The 13,609-nt window shown below is 64.1% G+C and carries 16 protein-coding genes; 4 read left to right on the top strand and 12 right to left on the bottom strand.

What is annotated here, in order from left to right; genetic code table 11:
* Positions 1-12: 12 nt before the first annotated feature.
* The 3 genes from recX to NUW87_RS00520 all read right to left on the bottom strand — a co-directional run bounded on the left by recX (position 13) and on the right by NUW87_RS00520 (position 2,171).
* Positions 13-594, bottom strand: a complete 582-nt coding sequence (gene recX / locus NUW87_RS00530; protein ID WP_269026817.1) for a recombination regulator RecX — start codon at positions 592-594, stop codon at positions 13-15.
* Complete coding sequence (gene recA / locus NUW87_RS00525; protein WP_269026816.1) at positions 595-1,722, bottom strand: recombinase RecA; 1,128 nt, start codon at positions 1,720-1,722, stop codon at positions 595-597.
* A gap of 233 nt (positions 1,723-1,955) precedes the next feature.
* Complete coding sequence (locus NUW87_RS00520; protein ID WP_063936922.1) at positions 1,956-2,171, bottom strand: DUF3046 domain-containing protein; 216 nt, start codon at positions 2,169-2,171, stop codon at positions 1,956-1,958.
* A gap of 43 nt (positions 2,172-2,214) precedes the next feature.
* Between NUW87_RS00520 and NUW87_RS00515 the strand changes: the two genes are divergently transcribed.
* From NUW87_RS00515 to NUW87_RS00505, 3 genes are read left to right on the top strand one after another with little or no spacing between them, the layout of a single operon-like run.
* Positions 2,215-2,781 (top strand): biotin transporter BioY, encoded by a 567-nt coding sequence (locus tag NUW87_RS00515; protein ID WP_269026815.1) that lies wholly within the window; start codon positions 2,215-2,217, stop codon positions 2,779-2,781.
* A gap of 5 nt (positions 2,782-2,786) precedes the next feature.
* The gene (locus NUW87_RS00510) at positions 2,787-3,476 is read left to right on the top strand and encodes an energy-coupling factor ABC transporter ATP-binding protein (RefSeq protein ID WP_269026814.1); all 690 of its coding nucleotides are present in this window, start codon (positions 2,787-2,789) and stop codon (positions 3,474-3,476) included.
* Positions 3,473-4,078 carry an energy-coupling factor transporter transmembrane component T family protein gene (locus NUW87_RS00505; RefSeq protein WP_269026813.1) on the top strand — a complete coding sequence of 202 codons (606 nt, stop codon included), beginning with the start codon at positions 3,473-3,475 and terminating at the stop codon, positions 4,076-4,078. Before NUW87_RS00510 ends, NUW87_RS00505 begins: the two co-directional genes overlap by 4 nt.
* A 214-nt stretch (positions 4,079-4,292) precedes the next feature.
* On the opposite strand, the gene NUW87_RS00500 is transcribed toward NUW87_RS00505, so the two are convergent.
* From NUW87_RS00500 to pgsA, 4 genes are all read right to left on the bottom strand, one after another.
* Positions 4,293-5,159: a PspA/IM30 family protein gene (locus NUW87_RS00500; RefSeq protein ID WP_239217106.1), complete on the bottom strand. Its 867-nt coding sequence runs from the start codon at positions 5,157-5,159 to the stop codon at positions 4,293-4,295.
* Positions 5,160-5,230: 71 nt separating this feature from the next.
* Entirely contained in the window at positions 5,231-5,593 is a 363-nt protein-coding gene (locus NUW87_RS00495; RefSeq protein WP_063936846.1) for a helix-turn-helix domain-containing protein, read from the bottom strand.
* Between the two features lie 23 nt (positions 5,594-5,616).
* On the bottom strand, positions 5,617-6,156 hold the full coding sequence (locus NUW87_RS00490) for a CinA family protein (protein ID WP_269026812.1): 540 nt from the start codon (positions 6,154-6,156) through the stop codon (positions 5,617-5,619).
* On the bottom strand, positions 6,153-6,692 hold the full coding sequence (gene pgsA / locus NUW87_RS00485; RefSeq protein ID WP_239217260.1) for a CDP-diacylglycerol--glycerol-3-phosphate 3-phosphatidyltransferase: 540 nt from the start codon (positions 6,690-6,692) through the stop codon (positions 6,153-6,155). The genes NUW87_RS00490 and pgsA overlap by 4 nt, the downstream gene beginning before the upstream one ends.
* 49 nt (positions 6,693-6,741) lie before the next feature.
* Between pgsA and NUW87_RS00480 the strand changes: the two genes are divergently transcribed.
* Positions 6,742-7,026: a YciI family protein gene (locus tag NUW87_RS00480; RefSeq protein ID WP_269026810.1), complete on the top strand. Its 285-nt coding sequence runs from the start codon at positions 6,742-6,744 to the stop codon at positions 7,024-7,026.
* Between the two features lie 10 nt (positions 7,027-7,036).
* On the opposite strand, the gene NUW87_RS00475 is transcribed toward NUW87_RS00480, so the two are convergent.
* The 5 genes from NUW87_RS00475 to NUW87_RS00455 form a co-directional block, all read right to left on the bottom strand.
* On the bottom strand, positions 7,037-8,212 hold the full coding sequence (locus NUW87_RS00475) for a TerC family protein (RefSeq protein ID WP_269026808.1): 1,176 nt from the start codon (positions 8,210-8,212) through the stop codon (positions 7,037-7,039).
* A 447-nt stretch (positions 8,213-8,659) separates the two neighbouring features.
* A complete protein-coding gene (locus NUW87_RS00470) occupies positions 8,660-11,842 on the bottom strand; it encodes a DNA translocase FtsK (protein ID WP_269026807.1) in 3,183 nt (1,060 codons plus the stop codon).
* A 67-nt stretch (positions 11,843-11,909) separates the two neighbouring features.
* A complete protein-coding gene (locus NUW87_RS00465) occupies positions 11,910-12,536 on the bottom strand; it encodes a TIGR03085 family metal-binding protein (RefSeq protein WP_269026805.1) in 627 nt (208 codons plus the stop codon).
* A gap of 10 nt (positions 12,537-12,546) precedes the next feature.
* Positions 12,547-13,008, bottom strand: a complete 462-nt coding sequence (locus NUW87_RS00460; RefSeq protein ID WP_269026804.1) for a hypothetical protein — start codon at positions 13,006-13,008, stop codon at positions 12,547-12,549.
* A 77-nt stretch (positions 13,009-13,085) separates the two neighbouring features.
* A complete protein-coding gene (locus NUW87_RS00455) occupies positions 13,086-13,538 on the bottom strand; it encodes a hypothetical protein (RefSeq protein WP_239217114.1) in 453 nt (150 codons plus the stop codon).
* Positions 13,539-13,609 lie beyond the last annotated feature (71 nt).

The raw sequence follows: 13,609 nt of genomic DNA, 5'->3' as shown, positions 1-13,609 counted from the left end.
CAGTGTTTCGGACTACTCCTCACACTCGGCAATGCGCGCGTCCAGTTCTTCGCGCGCTATGCGCAGCGCCATGCCCTGGTTAAAGCCGCGCCGGGCCAACGCGCCAACGACGCGGCGCAGGTGTTTGTCGTACTCGGCGCGGTCTGCCGGAGCTGCTTTGACCTTCCGCGCGGATTTTTCCGCCACAGCGCGGGCGGTGTGTTCTTCGTCCTCTTCAGAGATCTGCTCCAGTGCCGCGGCGCGGTCCGCACCTGAAACGCCCTTGTCACGCAGCTCCATGTCCAGCGCTCGGGTGGACTTGCCCCGGCGGGCAGCTCTTTGGCGCACCCACTCGTGGGCGAACTGCGCGTCGTTGAGGAGGCCGGAGCCCGCAAGGTCATCGAGCACTTCGTCGACAAGCTGCGGCTCGAACTCCGCCCTGATCAGCCGGTCCCGCAGTTCCGTGCGCGAGCGCGCACGCTGATCCAGCAGACCGAGGGCACGCTTACGAACCGGCGCTAACGCCTCCTCGTGTTCTCGGTCGAAAAGACCGGTGCCCGGTTCGTAGGCGTCGAGCGCCGCCTGAAGCCGGGCAATCTGGTCCGCGTCCGCCAACTACTTCTCCGCAGTTGCCGGTGCGGCAGCATCTTCCTCGTCGTCGAAGTCGATGTTCGGCACCACATCCACCGGCTCGTCCGTCAGCTCATCGGAAGCGTTGGCGTACTTACCCACGCCGAGCGCGCGGAAGATCTTGTCCTCGATCTCGTCGGCCAGCTCCGGGTTCTCCTTGAGGAACATGCGGGCCTTTTCCTTGCCCTGTCCCAGCTGGTCTCCCTCGTAGGTGAACCAGGAACCGGACTTCTTCACAATCCCGTTTTCCACGCCCATGTCGATAATGGAGCTCTCTCGCGAGATGCCCTCGCCGTACATGATGTCGAACTCGGCGATCTTGAACGGCGGGGAGACCTTGTTCTTGACAACCTTCATCTTGGTGCGGTTGCCGATGGAGTCCTGGCCGTCCTTCAGCGTCTGAATGCGGCGGACATCGCAGCGCACGGACGCGTAGAACTTCAGCGCCTTACCGCCGGTGGTGGTCTCCGGGGAGCCGAACATCACACCGATCTTCTCACGCAGCTGGTTAATGAAGATGGCGGTCGTGCCGGAGTTGTACAGCGCACCGGTCATCTTGCGCAGCGCCTGGGACATGAGGCGAGCCTGTAGGCCGACGTGACTGTCGCCCATCTCGCCCTCAATCTCAGCCTTCGGTGTCAGTGCGGCCACCGAGTCAATCACGATCATGTCAATCGCGCCCGAGCGCACCAGCATGTCCGCGATCTCCAGCGCCTGCTCACCAGTGTCGGGCTGGGACACCAGCAGGTTGTCCGTGTCCACGCCGAGCTTGCGCGCGTAGTCCGGGTCGAGCGCGTGCTCCGCGTCGATAAACGCGGCGATGCCGCCGCCGCGCTGTGCCTCCGCGATCGCGTGCAGCGCCACGGTGGTCTTACCGGAAGACTCCGGCCCGTAGATCTCCACGATTCGTCCGCGCGGCCAACCACCGATGCCGAGCGCGACATCGATGGCGGTGTTGCCGGAAGAGATGGACTGGATCGGCGGGCGGTTCTCATCGCCCAAGCGCATGACAGCGCCCTTGCCGTAGTCCTTCTCAATCATTGCCAGCGCTGCATCGAGCGCATTCTTGCGGTCGTTGCCGGCCGAAGCCGCGGACTTCTTCTTCGTTGCCATGTGGTGTTTCTACCTCCAAGTATTCGGCGGCGCTGGGCGCGTCGCGTGCACAGTTTCTTAGTTAGACGTATCGCTATACCGCTTCGGTTCCATTGAACGCGAAGAAATCTTTCCCAAGCGGAAAACACGGGACACTGTAGAACGCGACGGCGACACGCCAGAGAATACACGCAAACGTGTTCGAAATTCAAAGACACGCCGGGCGGCGGAGCCGTCGATAAGCAACTGCCCTTCTACGTCCCCGGACGATCGACCCCGAGGCGCCGCTCCTCCGGAACATCGAACGCATCGCAGAGTCCCCGCCACGCGTCGCGCGGGTCCACGCCAGCGTCGATGAGCTGCGCAGACGTCTGCTCAAACCCGGGCAACACCTGGGTCTGGATGATCCACTGCGCACGCTCTGAGCCGAACTCGTCCTGCACAAGCTGGTGAAACTCCGTCAAACGCATGCGCCCGACAGTACACGCCACCCACCCCGGTACACTCCCGCGCATGAAGAAAAACTCTACGGCGCAGGATATCGCGCTCATTGCGGTCTTCGCCGCCATCGTCATTGTGCTGGGCTTCGTGTCCATTCCCATCGGCGCCGCCGGCGTGCCTATTGTGCTGCAGAACGCCGCCGTGATCCTCGCCGGACTGGTGCTCGGATGGCGCCGCGGCCTCTCCTCCGCCGCAATCTTCCTGCTGGTGGGCCTGGCGCTTCCGGTGCTCGCGGGCGGCCGTACCGTCATCTCCGCACTCGGCGGTCCGACCGTGGGCTACCTGGCCGGCTACCTTGTCTCCGCCGCCGTCGCCGGCGCGATCGCATACACCGCCCCGCTTCGATCGAACAAGGCAGCGAGCATCGGCATCCTCGTTCTCGCTGGCTACTTAGGCCTGTTTTTCCAATACCTCTGCGGAGTGTTCGGCCTGATGTGGCGCTCGCAGATGTCCTTCGGCGCAGCGTGGGCGGCGCAGGTGCCGTTCCTGCTGCCTGATGCCGGCAAGGTCGCCCTCATGATCGCTATCGCGTTCGCGGTGCACCAGGCGTTCCCGGACCTGCGCGCGGCGCGCAAGTAAGCGCCATGCCCCTTATCGAATTCCGCGGCGCGGCCGTCGCCTACGACGGCGAGCAGATCCTCGCACCGCTGACCGTGAGCCTGTCGGAGCAGCGCATCGGCATCATCGGCGCCAATGGTTCCGGCAAATCCACCACCGTTCGCCTGATCAACGGCCTCATCGAACCAACTTCGGGGCAAGTGCTTTACGACGGGCTCACGCCCGACAAACATGGCAAAGACATCCGCAAACGCGTCGGATTTGTCTTCTCTGACGCCGAATCTCAAATTGTCATGCCGCGCGTTTCCGACGACGTTGCATTTTCCCTGCGCCGCTTCAAGCTGCCGCGCGAGGAGGTGAAGCGCCGCGTAGCAGAAGCGCTCGAACGCTTCGATCTTGCCGATCGCGCCGAGAACTCCCCGCACACTCTCTCTGGCGGCGAGAAGCAGATGCTCGCGCTCGCGTCTGTGCTGGTGATCGAGCCGGACACGATCATCGCCGACGAGCCCACCACCCTGCTGGACCTGCGCAACCGCCGCCGCATCATGCGCGAATTGATGTCGCTGAACCAGCAGCTCATCGTGGTCACGCACGATCTGGAATTGCTGCGCGGCTTCGACCGCGTGCTCCTCATCGACGATGGCACCCTCGCCTACGACGGCACACCCGATGATGCGATTGCGTTCTATACCGACCTCATGGATGCGAAACCGTGATCCGCGAACTCCCCTTAGGCGTCTACATCCCCGGCGACACGTGGCTGCACCGCATGGGCGCGGCGCTGAAGTTCGTGCTGCTCGTCGTTTTCATCATCGCCGTCACTGCCCTGCCCACCCAGCCGTGGCATTCCGCGGCCGCGCTCGTGGCCGTGATTGCGCTCTACGCGTGGGCGCGCATCCCCGCGCGCGTGGCGTGGCGCCAGCTCGTGCCGCTGCTGCCCGTGCTGCTGTTTCTGGGCGTATTCATGGTGTGGCAAAACGGCGTGCAATCTGCGCTGACGCTGCTGATCGGACTGCTCGCCACCATCGCCGCGGCGAACTTGCTCACCCTGACCACACCGGTGGAAGAGCTTTTGGCAGCGCTGGACCGAGCGTTGGCCCCGCTCGGCCGCACCGGGGAGCTGATCTCCCTCACCATCGCGCTGACAATCCGGTTAATCCCGCTCACCCTCGCCACCGCGAACGAGGTCTTCGAGGCGCGAAAAGCCCGCGGCGCCGGCTTCTCGCTGACCGCCTTTGGCATCCCGCTGGTCATCCGCTCCGTGCGCCGCGCCAAGATGATGGGCGAAGCCCTCATGGCCCGCGGAGCCGTGGACTAGCTGCACTGCCCCTCCCCATATCCCAAATCCAGCTACTAAGACCCAGCTATTCGGCTCTGGGGAGCGAATAGCTGGATCCTGATAGCTGGAAACGCCCGGAAGAAGCCGTGGAAGGTTGCGCTCGTACTCTGTTATAGAAAAACGATCCGCCCGGCCCCTCCTTCGAGGAACCGGGCGGTATGCGTCTATTGGGCGTGTGCGGTGCTACTTCCGCTTACTCCCCGCGCAGTTCCCGCATGCGCTGTGCGACAGCGTCGTCGGAGACATTTCCGCCGACCGGGTTCGAAGAACCAGCGGCACCCTGAGCGGCACCGCCCTGGGCAGCACCACCCTGCTCGATGGCCTGCTTCTTCCCGGAGGTCAGCTCCCCTGCCATCTCGGCGCGCAGCTGCTCCAGGCGGCCGTGGCCCGCCATCTGGATGCCGGCCTGCTCAACCTCAGCCATGCGGCCCTCGATGGAGTTCTGCGCGAGCTCGGCAGCACCCAGGGCGTTGGCGTAACGGCGCTCGATCTTGTCGCGCACCTGGTCCAGGTTCGGGCCGGAGGCGGTAATGGAGTTCATGGACTGCATGGTCTCCGAAACCTTCTCCTGCATCTTCGCCTGCTCCAGCTGGGACAGCAGCTTGGAGCGCTCGGCCACCTGCTGCTGCAGGTGCGCGGCGTTGCGCTCGACGGCCTGCTTCGCCTGGGCAGCCTGCTGCAGCGCCTGGTCGTGCAGCTGCTTGGTGTCCTCAACGCCGGCCTCGGCGGTCACCAGCTGGGCCGCGAAGGCCTCGGCAGCGTTCTCGTACTCCTGCGCCTTCTGGGCGTTGCCGTCGCCACGCGCCTTGTCGGCGAGCTGGAGCGCCTGGCGTGCGTTCGCCTGCAGCTTCTCGACGTCCTCTAGACGGCGGTTAAGCTGCATCTCCAGCTGGCGCTGGTTGCCGATCACAGCAGCTGCCTGCTGGGACAGTGCCTGGTGCTGACGCTGCGCGTCGTTGATGGCCTGCTCGATCTGGACCTTGGGATCAGCGTTTTCTTCGATCTTGTTGTCGAAGAGCGCCATCAGGTAGTTCCAGAACTTAGTAAAAGGATTCGCCATGGCTAAAGCACCGTGACCTTTCTGTCAGTAGATTGCGTTAAACGCCAACCACTGTAGTCGCGGATTGCCAGCTACGCTTCCGCAGCAGCCGGCGTGGTGCGCTCCAGCTCTTCGGTGAAAGAGTGCAGCGACATGTTCGCCACAGCTTCCAGCAGAACCTCGGAGACCGTGGTGCCCAACGCCTCGCACAGCGAGGCCAACAGCTCGGAGGAAACCTCCTTGCGGCCGCGCTCCAACTCGGAGATGTAGCCGGAAGACACTCGCGCTTCCTTCGCCAGCGCACGCAGCGTCACGCCCTTGTCGGCGCGGAACGCGCGCAGCGACATGCCGAGCGCCTCACGGAACAGCGGCTCGCGGGACGAAGCAGGGGCAACCTCCGCCGGGGCAAGCGGCAGGTTTACCGGGGTGTCGTAGAGCAAAGTAGTAGTGGTCATCAATTACTCCAACGACTCGCCGTTTAGTTTTGTTCCCGCACGCACTTCAACGCTCCAACCAGCGCGGCTTCCACCGCCAGGCGGCGGACCTCGTTGCGCTGCCCGGACAGCACACGCACGGGCACCGCAGCCCCTGGCATGAGCGCATACTGGCCGACGGACGGTTCGAGCAGCTCAGCCGCCTGCGACGAGGCAGTCCACTTCGGCCCCGCCAGCCCGATCCACACGGTGCCGGCGGGCACACCGTCCTGGTTGTCGGGACCCGCCACACCCGTCAGCGCCACTGCCCAGTCGGACCCGCACACGCGCCGCGCCCCACGTGCCATCTCTCGCGCAACGGCGGCAGAGACCACGCCTTCGCGCTCGATCAGCTCCGCCGGCACATCCGCAAGCTCCGTTTTCAGCTCCGGCGAGTACGTCACCAGCCCTCCGACCAACACATCCGAGGCGCCCGGCACATCAGCCAACGTCGCCGAGACCAGACCGGCAGTCAGCGACTCGCAGAAGGCGATGGTTTGGCGGCGGGCGCGGAGCTCGTCGATAAGCAATTGCGCAGTAGTCACTTGTTCACCTTCCCTGCATCAACCAAATACTGCACGCCTGTGACCACAGTGACCGCGACCGCCAACAGCATCACCACGAACGTCGGGGTGTCCATCCACGCGGGCAGCGGGCAGAGGTACAGCCCCACAGCGAGGGTTTGCAGCGCGGTCTTGAGCTTGCCGCCCTTCGACGCCGGCACCACCTTGCCGCGTCGCAGCATCACCATGCGCCACACCGTGATGCCAAGCTCGCGGGCCACAATGACCACCGTCACCCACACCGGCAGCGGCCCGGCGATGTTCAGGGTCACCAGCGCCGTGATCATCAGCGCTTTATCCGCGATCGGGTCGGCGATTTTGCCGAAGTCCGTGACCAGCCCGCGGGCGCGCGCAATGTCGCCGTCGAGCTTGTCGGTGATCATGAGCGCAACGAACAACCCGAACGCCCACCACCAGCGCTCAGACAGCACCAGCCAGGCAAAAACGGGAATGAACAGGATCCTCAGCGAGGTCAAGATGTTCGGGAGGTTCCAATTCGACTGCTTGTCGGGTTGCATCACAGCCTCCACCATACCCATGCTCGGCCGCACTCTTAGACTGCCCTATATGAAGTATTTCGCAGCCACGTACACCTACGGTGAGCAATCGCTTGTCGACGAAACACGCCCCGCCCACCGCGAATTCATCTCCTCGCAGCTGTCGCTGGGCCGCATCGTCGGATCCGGGCCGCTTGCGGGCGCCGAGCAGGCCTTGATCATCCTGCAGCTGCCGGACACCGCGACCGAGGCCGACGCAGCGGCCGTGCTTGACGGCGACCCGTACACCGTCGCCGGGGCTTTGGTCTCCCGCGAGATCCGGGAGTGGAACCCGGTGATGAATATCTTTAGCTAGCGCTCGCGCGCTAGTCCTTGCGGCCGCCGCGGGCGACGTCGAGATGCGCCGTGTCGCGCGAACCGGTGGCGGTGTGGTCGCCCTTGCCGGAAGTAGCCGGGTCGTCGATCCACTCCACGTGGTGGCCTTCGCTGTCCACCTTTCGACGGTTGCCGTGGTCGTCGTAGTCGATGTGGTACTTGTTCTCCTCCGGATCCCGGCGGCCGGCCTTCACCTCCGCGCGGTCTTTCATCAGGGACGCAACCGCCGTGACCGCGAGGGTTCCCACGATGACCATTAGGGAGGCAACAGTGCCGACCTCCGGCACGTTCAGGCCTTCGCCGCCGTTGATAAACGGGAGGTTGTTCTCGTGCAGCGCGTGCAGCAGCAGCTTCACGCCGATGAAGCCGAGGATGATCGCCAGGCCATACGGCAGGTACACCAGCTTGTCCAGCAGGCCGTTGAGCAGGAAGTACAGCTGACGCAAGCCGAGCAGCGCAAACGCGTTGGCGGTGAACACCAGGAAGGATTCCTGCGTGATGCCGAAAATTGCCGGAATGGAGTCGAAGGCGAACATCACGTCGATGAAGCCGATTGACAACAGCGCCACAAACAACGGGGTGACGGCCTTTTTGCCGGTTTCCGTGACGGACACTAGACGGTCCGAGTGGTACGACTTGGTCACCGGAATGACCTTGCGCAGCGTCTTGACCACGAACATGTCGTTCGGGTCCGGGTCTTCCTGGTCGGTGACTTCGTCGTAGACCAGCTTGATAGCGGTGTAAATCAGGAACGCGGCGAAGATGTAGAACACCCACGCCCAAGCGGAGATGATGACGGCGCCGAGCAAGATGAAGATGAGGCGGAACACCAGCGCCATGACAATGCCGATGAGCAGCACCTTCTGCTGGTACGCGCGAGGAATCTTGAACGCTGCCATGATCAGCGCGAACACGAAGAGGTTGTCCACACTCAACGACAGCTCCGTGATGTAACCGGTGAAGAACTGCAGCGCATGCTCACTATCCCACAGCACCCAGACGAGCCCGCCGAAGATCGCGGCCATGGTCATGTAGAACAGCGCCCAGCCGCCCGACTCTTTCATCGTCGGCTCGTGCGGGGTGCGCACGTGCGAGACGAAGTCGAAGACGAAAAATCCCAGGATCACCGCCGAGGTGATCAGCCAAATGTACAAGGGCACATGCATAAGTAAGCCTCCGGTCAGCGTGACAAAATAGACCGGAGGTCTCCCCCACCGCCGTGGGCGGTCCGGACCGGGGCCTTCACTTTACGACGGCACCGTGCTGACGATCCTGGACACTTCCGGGGTACTCCCCTCCAAGCGCGTTTCACACTACACGACGCGGCCTACACCACGCGGCACGGTGTGCCGACCCTCCGGTCTGCGCCGCTCCCGCGTCTGTCCGTGCCGCCCGCGCCTTTCGCGCAAATGCTTACCCCAGGATGCTTACCGCCCGAGGATGCTTACTTCTAAACGCTTACTTGTCGGGATGTCCAGTGCTTCGGCAGGTGCACCACTCGATGGGTAAGCATCCTCGGGTAAGCATCTAAACCCGGTAAGCATCCTCGGGTAAGCATCTAGACCCGGTAAGCATCCTGGGGTAAGCGTCTAGGGCGGTTATATGTCCGCAGCCTAGAACGCACCCCCGGTCGGGTTGTACGTTGCGGTGACAGTGCGGGTGTCGGCGTCGCCGCCAGCAGCACCGGAGCCGTCGCCAGCTTGCGAAGCGTCAGAATCGTCGTCGCCAGCGCCGTCGTCGAGCGTGACGTCCTTCGGTGCCTCGGCCGGGTCCGCGCCCTTGATCATCCAGATGATGGTCTCCAACTCCTCGGGCTTGACTAGCACGTCGCGGGCCTTGGAGCCTTCGGACGGGCCGACCACGCCGCGGGATTCCATCAGGTCCATCAGACGGCCGGCCTTGGCGAAGCCGATGCGCAGTTTGCGCTGCAGCATTGAGGTGGAGCCGAGCTGGGAGGTGACCACGAGCTCGACGGCTTCGAGCAGGTCGTCCATGTCCTTGCCGATGTCGTCGTCGATGACCTTGGCCTCGGCCTGCTTGTCCTCGGTAACACCCTCGACGTAGTCGGGCTCGTCCTGCTGCGCCTTCGCGGCGTCGACGACCGCCTGAATCTCCTCGTCGGAGACGAATGCGCCCTGGAGGCGCTGCGGTTTGCCGGCACCTTGCGGGATGAACAGGCCGTCGCCCATGCCGATGAGCTTCTCGGCGCCGCCCTGGTCCAGGATGACGCGGGAGTCGGTCAGCGAGGACGTCGCAAAGGCGAGACGCGACGGCACGTTCGTCTTGATCAGGCCGGTGACAACATCCACGGACGGTCGCTGGGTCGCCAGCACCAGGTGGATGCCCGCCGCACGCGCCTTCTGGGTGATGCGCACGATGGATTCCTCGATCTCCTTGGGCGCAGTCATCATGAGGTCTGCCAGCTCGTCCACAACACACACGATGAACGGGTACGGCCGCATCTCGCGCTCGGATCCCGGAGGTGCGGTCAGTTCGCCGGATCGGACCTTGCGGTTGAAGTCCTTGATGTGGCGCACGCGCGCGGACTTCATGTCCATGTAGCGCTGCTCCATCTCCTCCACCAACCACTGCAGGGCCGCGGAGGCCTTCTTCGGCTGGGTGATGATCGGGGTGATCAGGTGCGGGATGCCCTCGTAGGGGGTCAGCTCCACCATCTTCGGATCCACCAGGATCAGGCGGACTTCCTCCGGCGTGGCTCGCGTCAGAAGCGAGATCAGCATCGAGTTCACAAACGCGGACTTACCGGAACCGGTGGAACCGGCCACCAGAAGGTGCGGCATCTTCTGGATCGAGGAAGCGATGAAGTCGCCCTCGATGTCCTTGCCCAGTCCGATGAGCATCGGGTCGTCCTGCGTGGAAACCTTCGGCGAGTCCAGCACGTCGCGCAGCCGCACCATTTCGCGGTCCGCATTGGGCACCTCGATGCCCACGGCGGATTTGCCGGGGATCGGGGTGAGCAGGCGCACGTTGTCGGTGGCGACGGCGTAGGCCAGGTTGGATTGCAGGTTGGTGATCTTGGAGACCTTCACACCGGGCCCCAGCTCCACCTCGTAGCGGGTCACTGTCGGTCCGCGGGAGAAGCCGGTGACCTGGGCGTTGACCTTGAATTCCTCGAAGACGTCGGTGATCGCCTCGATCATGCGGTCGTTGGCCTCGGTGCGCGTCTTCGGTGCGTTGCCCGCGAGCAGCAGTTCCGTGGACGGCAGGTTGTAGTCGCCCTGCGAGATCTTGCGCACCTGTTTCGGCGCGGCCTTTTCGGCCTCGGATTTCGGGGTGGTCGCGGGGATCTTGGAGGCGTCGATGCCGCTGCGTGCCGCGATCGCCTTCGCCATCTGTTCGCGCGAGCTGGCTACGGCGTCGGGGGCAGTTGCTTCTCGACGTTCACCCTCCGGAGCTTCCCGCTCCAGCACCTTCGTCTCGTTGACTGTTTCGTTGACAGCCTTGGTGTCGCGCTGTGCTGGCTTCGCCTTAGCAGGTCGTGGTGCGGCCGACTTGGCTGAATCGGGCTTGGGTGTCGGCGTCGGAGCGGCCGCTGGGCGTTGGACCACAGCGGTCTCCGCAGAGTCGGCAGGCTCGGCCGCAGGCTGATCGAAGCTGTCGTGGTCTTCGACCTCGTCGGCGAAGTCGAAGAGATCCAGCTCGTCCTCGCCGTCGGCCGGGTAGCTCTCCATCGGGGTCGGGCGGCGCAGCGACGGGCGCCGTGCCGGGCGGTCCGGGCGTGCAGCGTCGGCTGTGCGGCCACGCCCACGTCGAGAAGCTGCACGCGTCGCTGCCCCACCAGAGCCGCGATCGCGGGTGGATCGGCGCTCGCGGCCTTCCGCGATGTCGTCCAAGTCGTCGGCGACGTGGCTGTACGGATCCAGGTCGTCGTCGGGCGTGTCCGTGTTGGACAGCATCCGAGTGACCAGGTCCTTGATGTAGTCGTACGCCTCGCGCACGGTGATTCCGGTGGTCTTCAGCGCACCGTAGACAATCACCAGTCCAAGCAGCGGGATTGCAACGAAAGAGGAGAATCCGGCTGCCAGCACCCCGCCGGTAAAGGCGCCAAGTGCGCCGCCGGCGAGCTTGCGCTCCTCCCACGCCGCCGGGTTGCCGGAGAAGACGTGGATCAGGCCAAGCATGCCAATAGCGATGATGGAAAGGCCCAGGGTGACACGTGCGCGCACAGCGTCGGAGGCACGCACGTTGAGCATCAGTGCGATAGCAATGCCGACGAGGATCACCGGCAGGATCAGCGCACCCGCGCCGATGAGCCAGTGCGTGCCGGTGGAGATGACCTCTCCCACTGGGCCGGCCACGTCGAACCAGACCGAACCGCCGATGACCGCAGCAAGGCCAATGAGAAGCAAACCCCACGCGTCGGCGTGGGTCTCAAACGTGCTGTGGCCGCCGAAGCGGCTTTCCCGCCGCGGTTCGCGGTCCCGGCGATCGCCGCTCGCGGAGCTTTCGGTGCGCTCCTCTGGCATGTCCAGATCGTCCTCCCATTCTTCGTCCCAATCGTCACGGCTGCGCCTGGGCCTGCGGGTGGCGGCGCCCTCGTAGTCGGACTCGTGCTTGTCGCGGCGGAAGAACGAGCCGACGCCGCGGGCAGCTGCGCCCAGCGAATGGCCGACGACTTTATACGCGGATCCCACACGTTCGTCGGCGGTTTCTGCGGCAACGTTCGACGATGTCGGCGGGTGCGTCATGGACACCGGACCGCCATAGCGGGTGCCGCCTTCTGGGCGGCGCGTTGAAGACCGCGACGAGCGCGGCGCGGTGTTTTTGACAGACATGGGTGTAACTCTAACGCCTTAAGTCACATTTACACCTCACGCCACACCTGCGACGCACAGTCAAGGATCACATCTTGATATCGAAACCCTCGAACGCCTCCACGGCACCAGTCAGCTCCACCTTGGCGGCGTCGCGCCCGGACGCCCACAGCAAGAGCTCGCCGGGATCGCCCGACACCCGCAGCACGTTGTCTCCGCGCTCGGCGACCCCGGCCTTGTCGCCGATGGTCGCAGGCGGCATCGTCGGCGGAGTCAAGATCACAGGCACTGGCGCGTTACGAAGCGTCAGCTTGCCGAAGCGCTTTGCCAGCGCAAACAGCTCCTCGTTGATGACTTGGGAGAACTCGCGCGGCTCAACCACTCCCCCACCCCGGCGCACGTCTTCGTGGTGAATGAAGTGCTCGGAAGTGTTCATTGCGGAGTTCAGCGGCTTGAGCCACACGGGCGGGCCGGCAGCCCACTCGCGCACGACGTCTTCGTACGGGCGGGCTTTCTGCTTCTCCGTCTCCTTCTCGGTGATGCCGGACAGCGCATCCACGAAGATTCCCGGGGCTGCCGCTGGCTTGGACTCGCGGATGAGCAGGTGCACTGCGAGGTCCCGGGTGTTCCAGCCTTCATTCAGCGTCGTCGCATCGGGGCCGACCTGAAGCAGCAATTTGGCGAGGCGTTCACGTTCCTTCTGCGCAAAAGACATGCGCCCAAGCCTAGCTGGAAAGGTTCACTCCGGTGTCGCTGGAGAGCTGCAGTTCCAGGTTGTTGTAGTCCCTGATCAGCGGCGCGAACTGTTCGACCTTCGGGTCGAAGGTGATCACCTCTCCGCCACGGCCCCATCCGAGTTTGGTCGCCTTCTTGCCATCCTTGTAGCACTCATTCCGCCCGCCCTTGGCATTCATGTGGCACATGACAGAGTCTCCCTCGAAGGCGCCCATCACGCGCACTCCCTGCACCTTGATGTTGCGGAAGTTCGGATCACCGAAACGGATCACGTCGTAGAGCTTCCACGCGGATGCGTAGCCAGGCTCGTACGGCACCTCTGTGCCAGGCGGCAGCGGTCGGCCGCCGGTCCAGTCAATTTCGTCTTGTGCATGAACGGTTGGTGCGAGTGTCACCGCGGCGGCAAGCAGTGCCGCGGCGGTTTTCATTGCGGTTTTCAAAGCGGTTTTCATGGGCCACATTGTGCACACCTGTCACACAGATTGCTAGGACGTGTTGCACGGTCGTTATGAAACCGTACGGTTTCCGCCTACATCTGGGAGGACCCTGACAGCAGGTTCGACAACCCCAGCTTCGCCTGAAGGCCCAGGAAAACGCGGATCACTGGAGCGAAGAAATTAACCAACGGATCCACAGTCACGACCTTGCCGTACGGCATGTAGCTCAACTCGGTTGCCTCTTTGCCGTCGACGTAGCAGCCCCACATACCGGCCTTCGCGTTTTCCAGGCACAGGATCGAATCCTGGTTGTACTGCCCGATCACGCGCACGCCACGCACGTCCTGGTTACGGAAGTTGGGGTCACCCCACTTCACCACATCGTAGCTGCGCCACTCGGTGGCGTAACCGGGGTCGAACGGGACCTCGGTTCCCGGCGGCAGTGGGTGCCCGCCTGTCCAGCTGGTCTCATCGGCGACGGCCACTGGTGCAAGGAGGGATGCGGAAAGAACGACGGCTGCTGTGGTGCGGTTGAGGTATCTCATACTTGTCGTATCGAGATACCCCGAAGATGCGTTAGCCCCCTCGGCTGCCATGGGGCGCGCCGAAGGGGCGT

It is taken from the genome of Corynebacterium pilbarense (genome assembly GCF_026930265.1).
Classification (GTDB): Bacteria; Actinomycetota; Actinomycetes; order Mycobacteriales; family Mycobacteriaceae; genus Corynebacterium; species Corynebacterium pilbarense.
The sequence above is the reverse complement of the archived record's forward strand: the minus strand, read 5'-3'. Positions and strand labels throughout refer to the sequence as shown.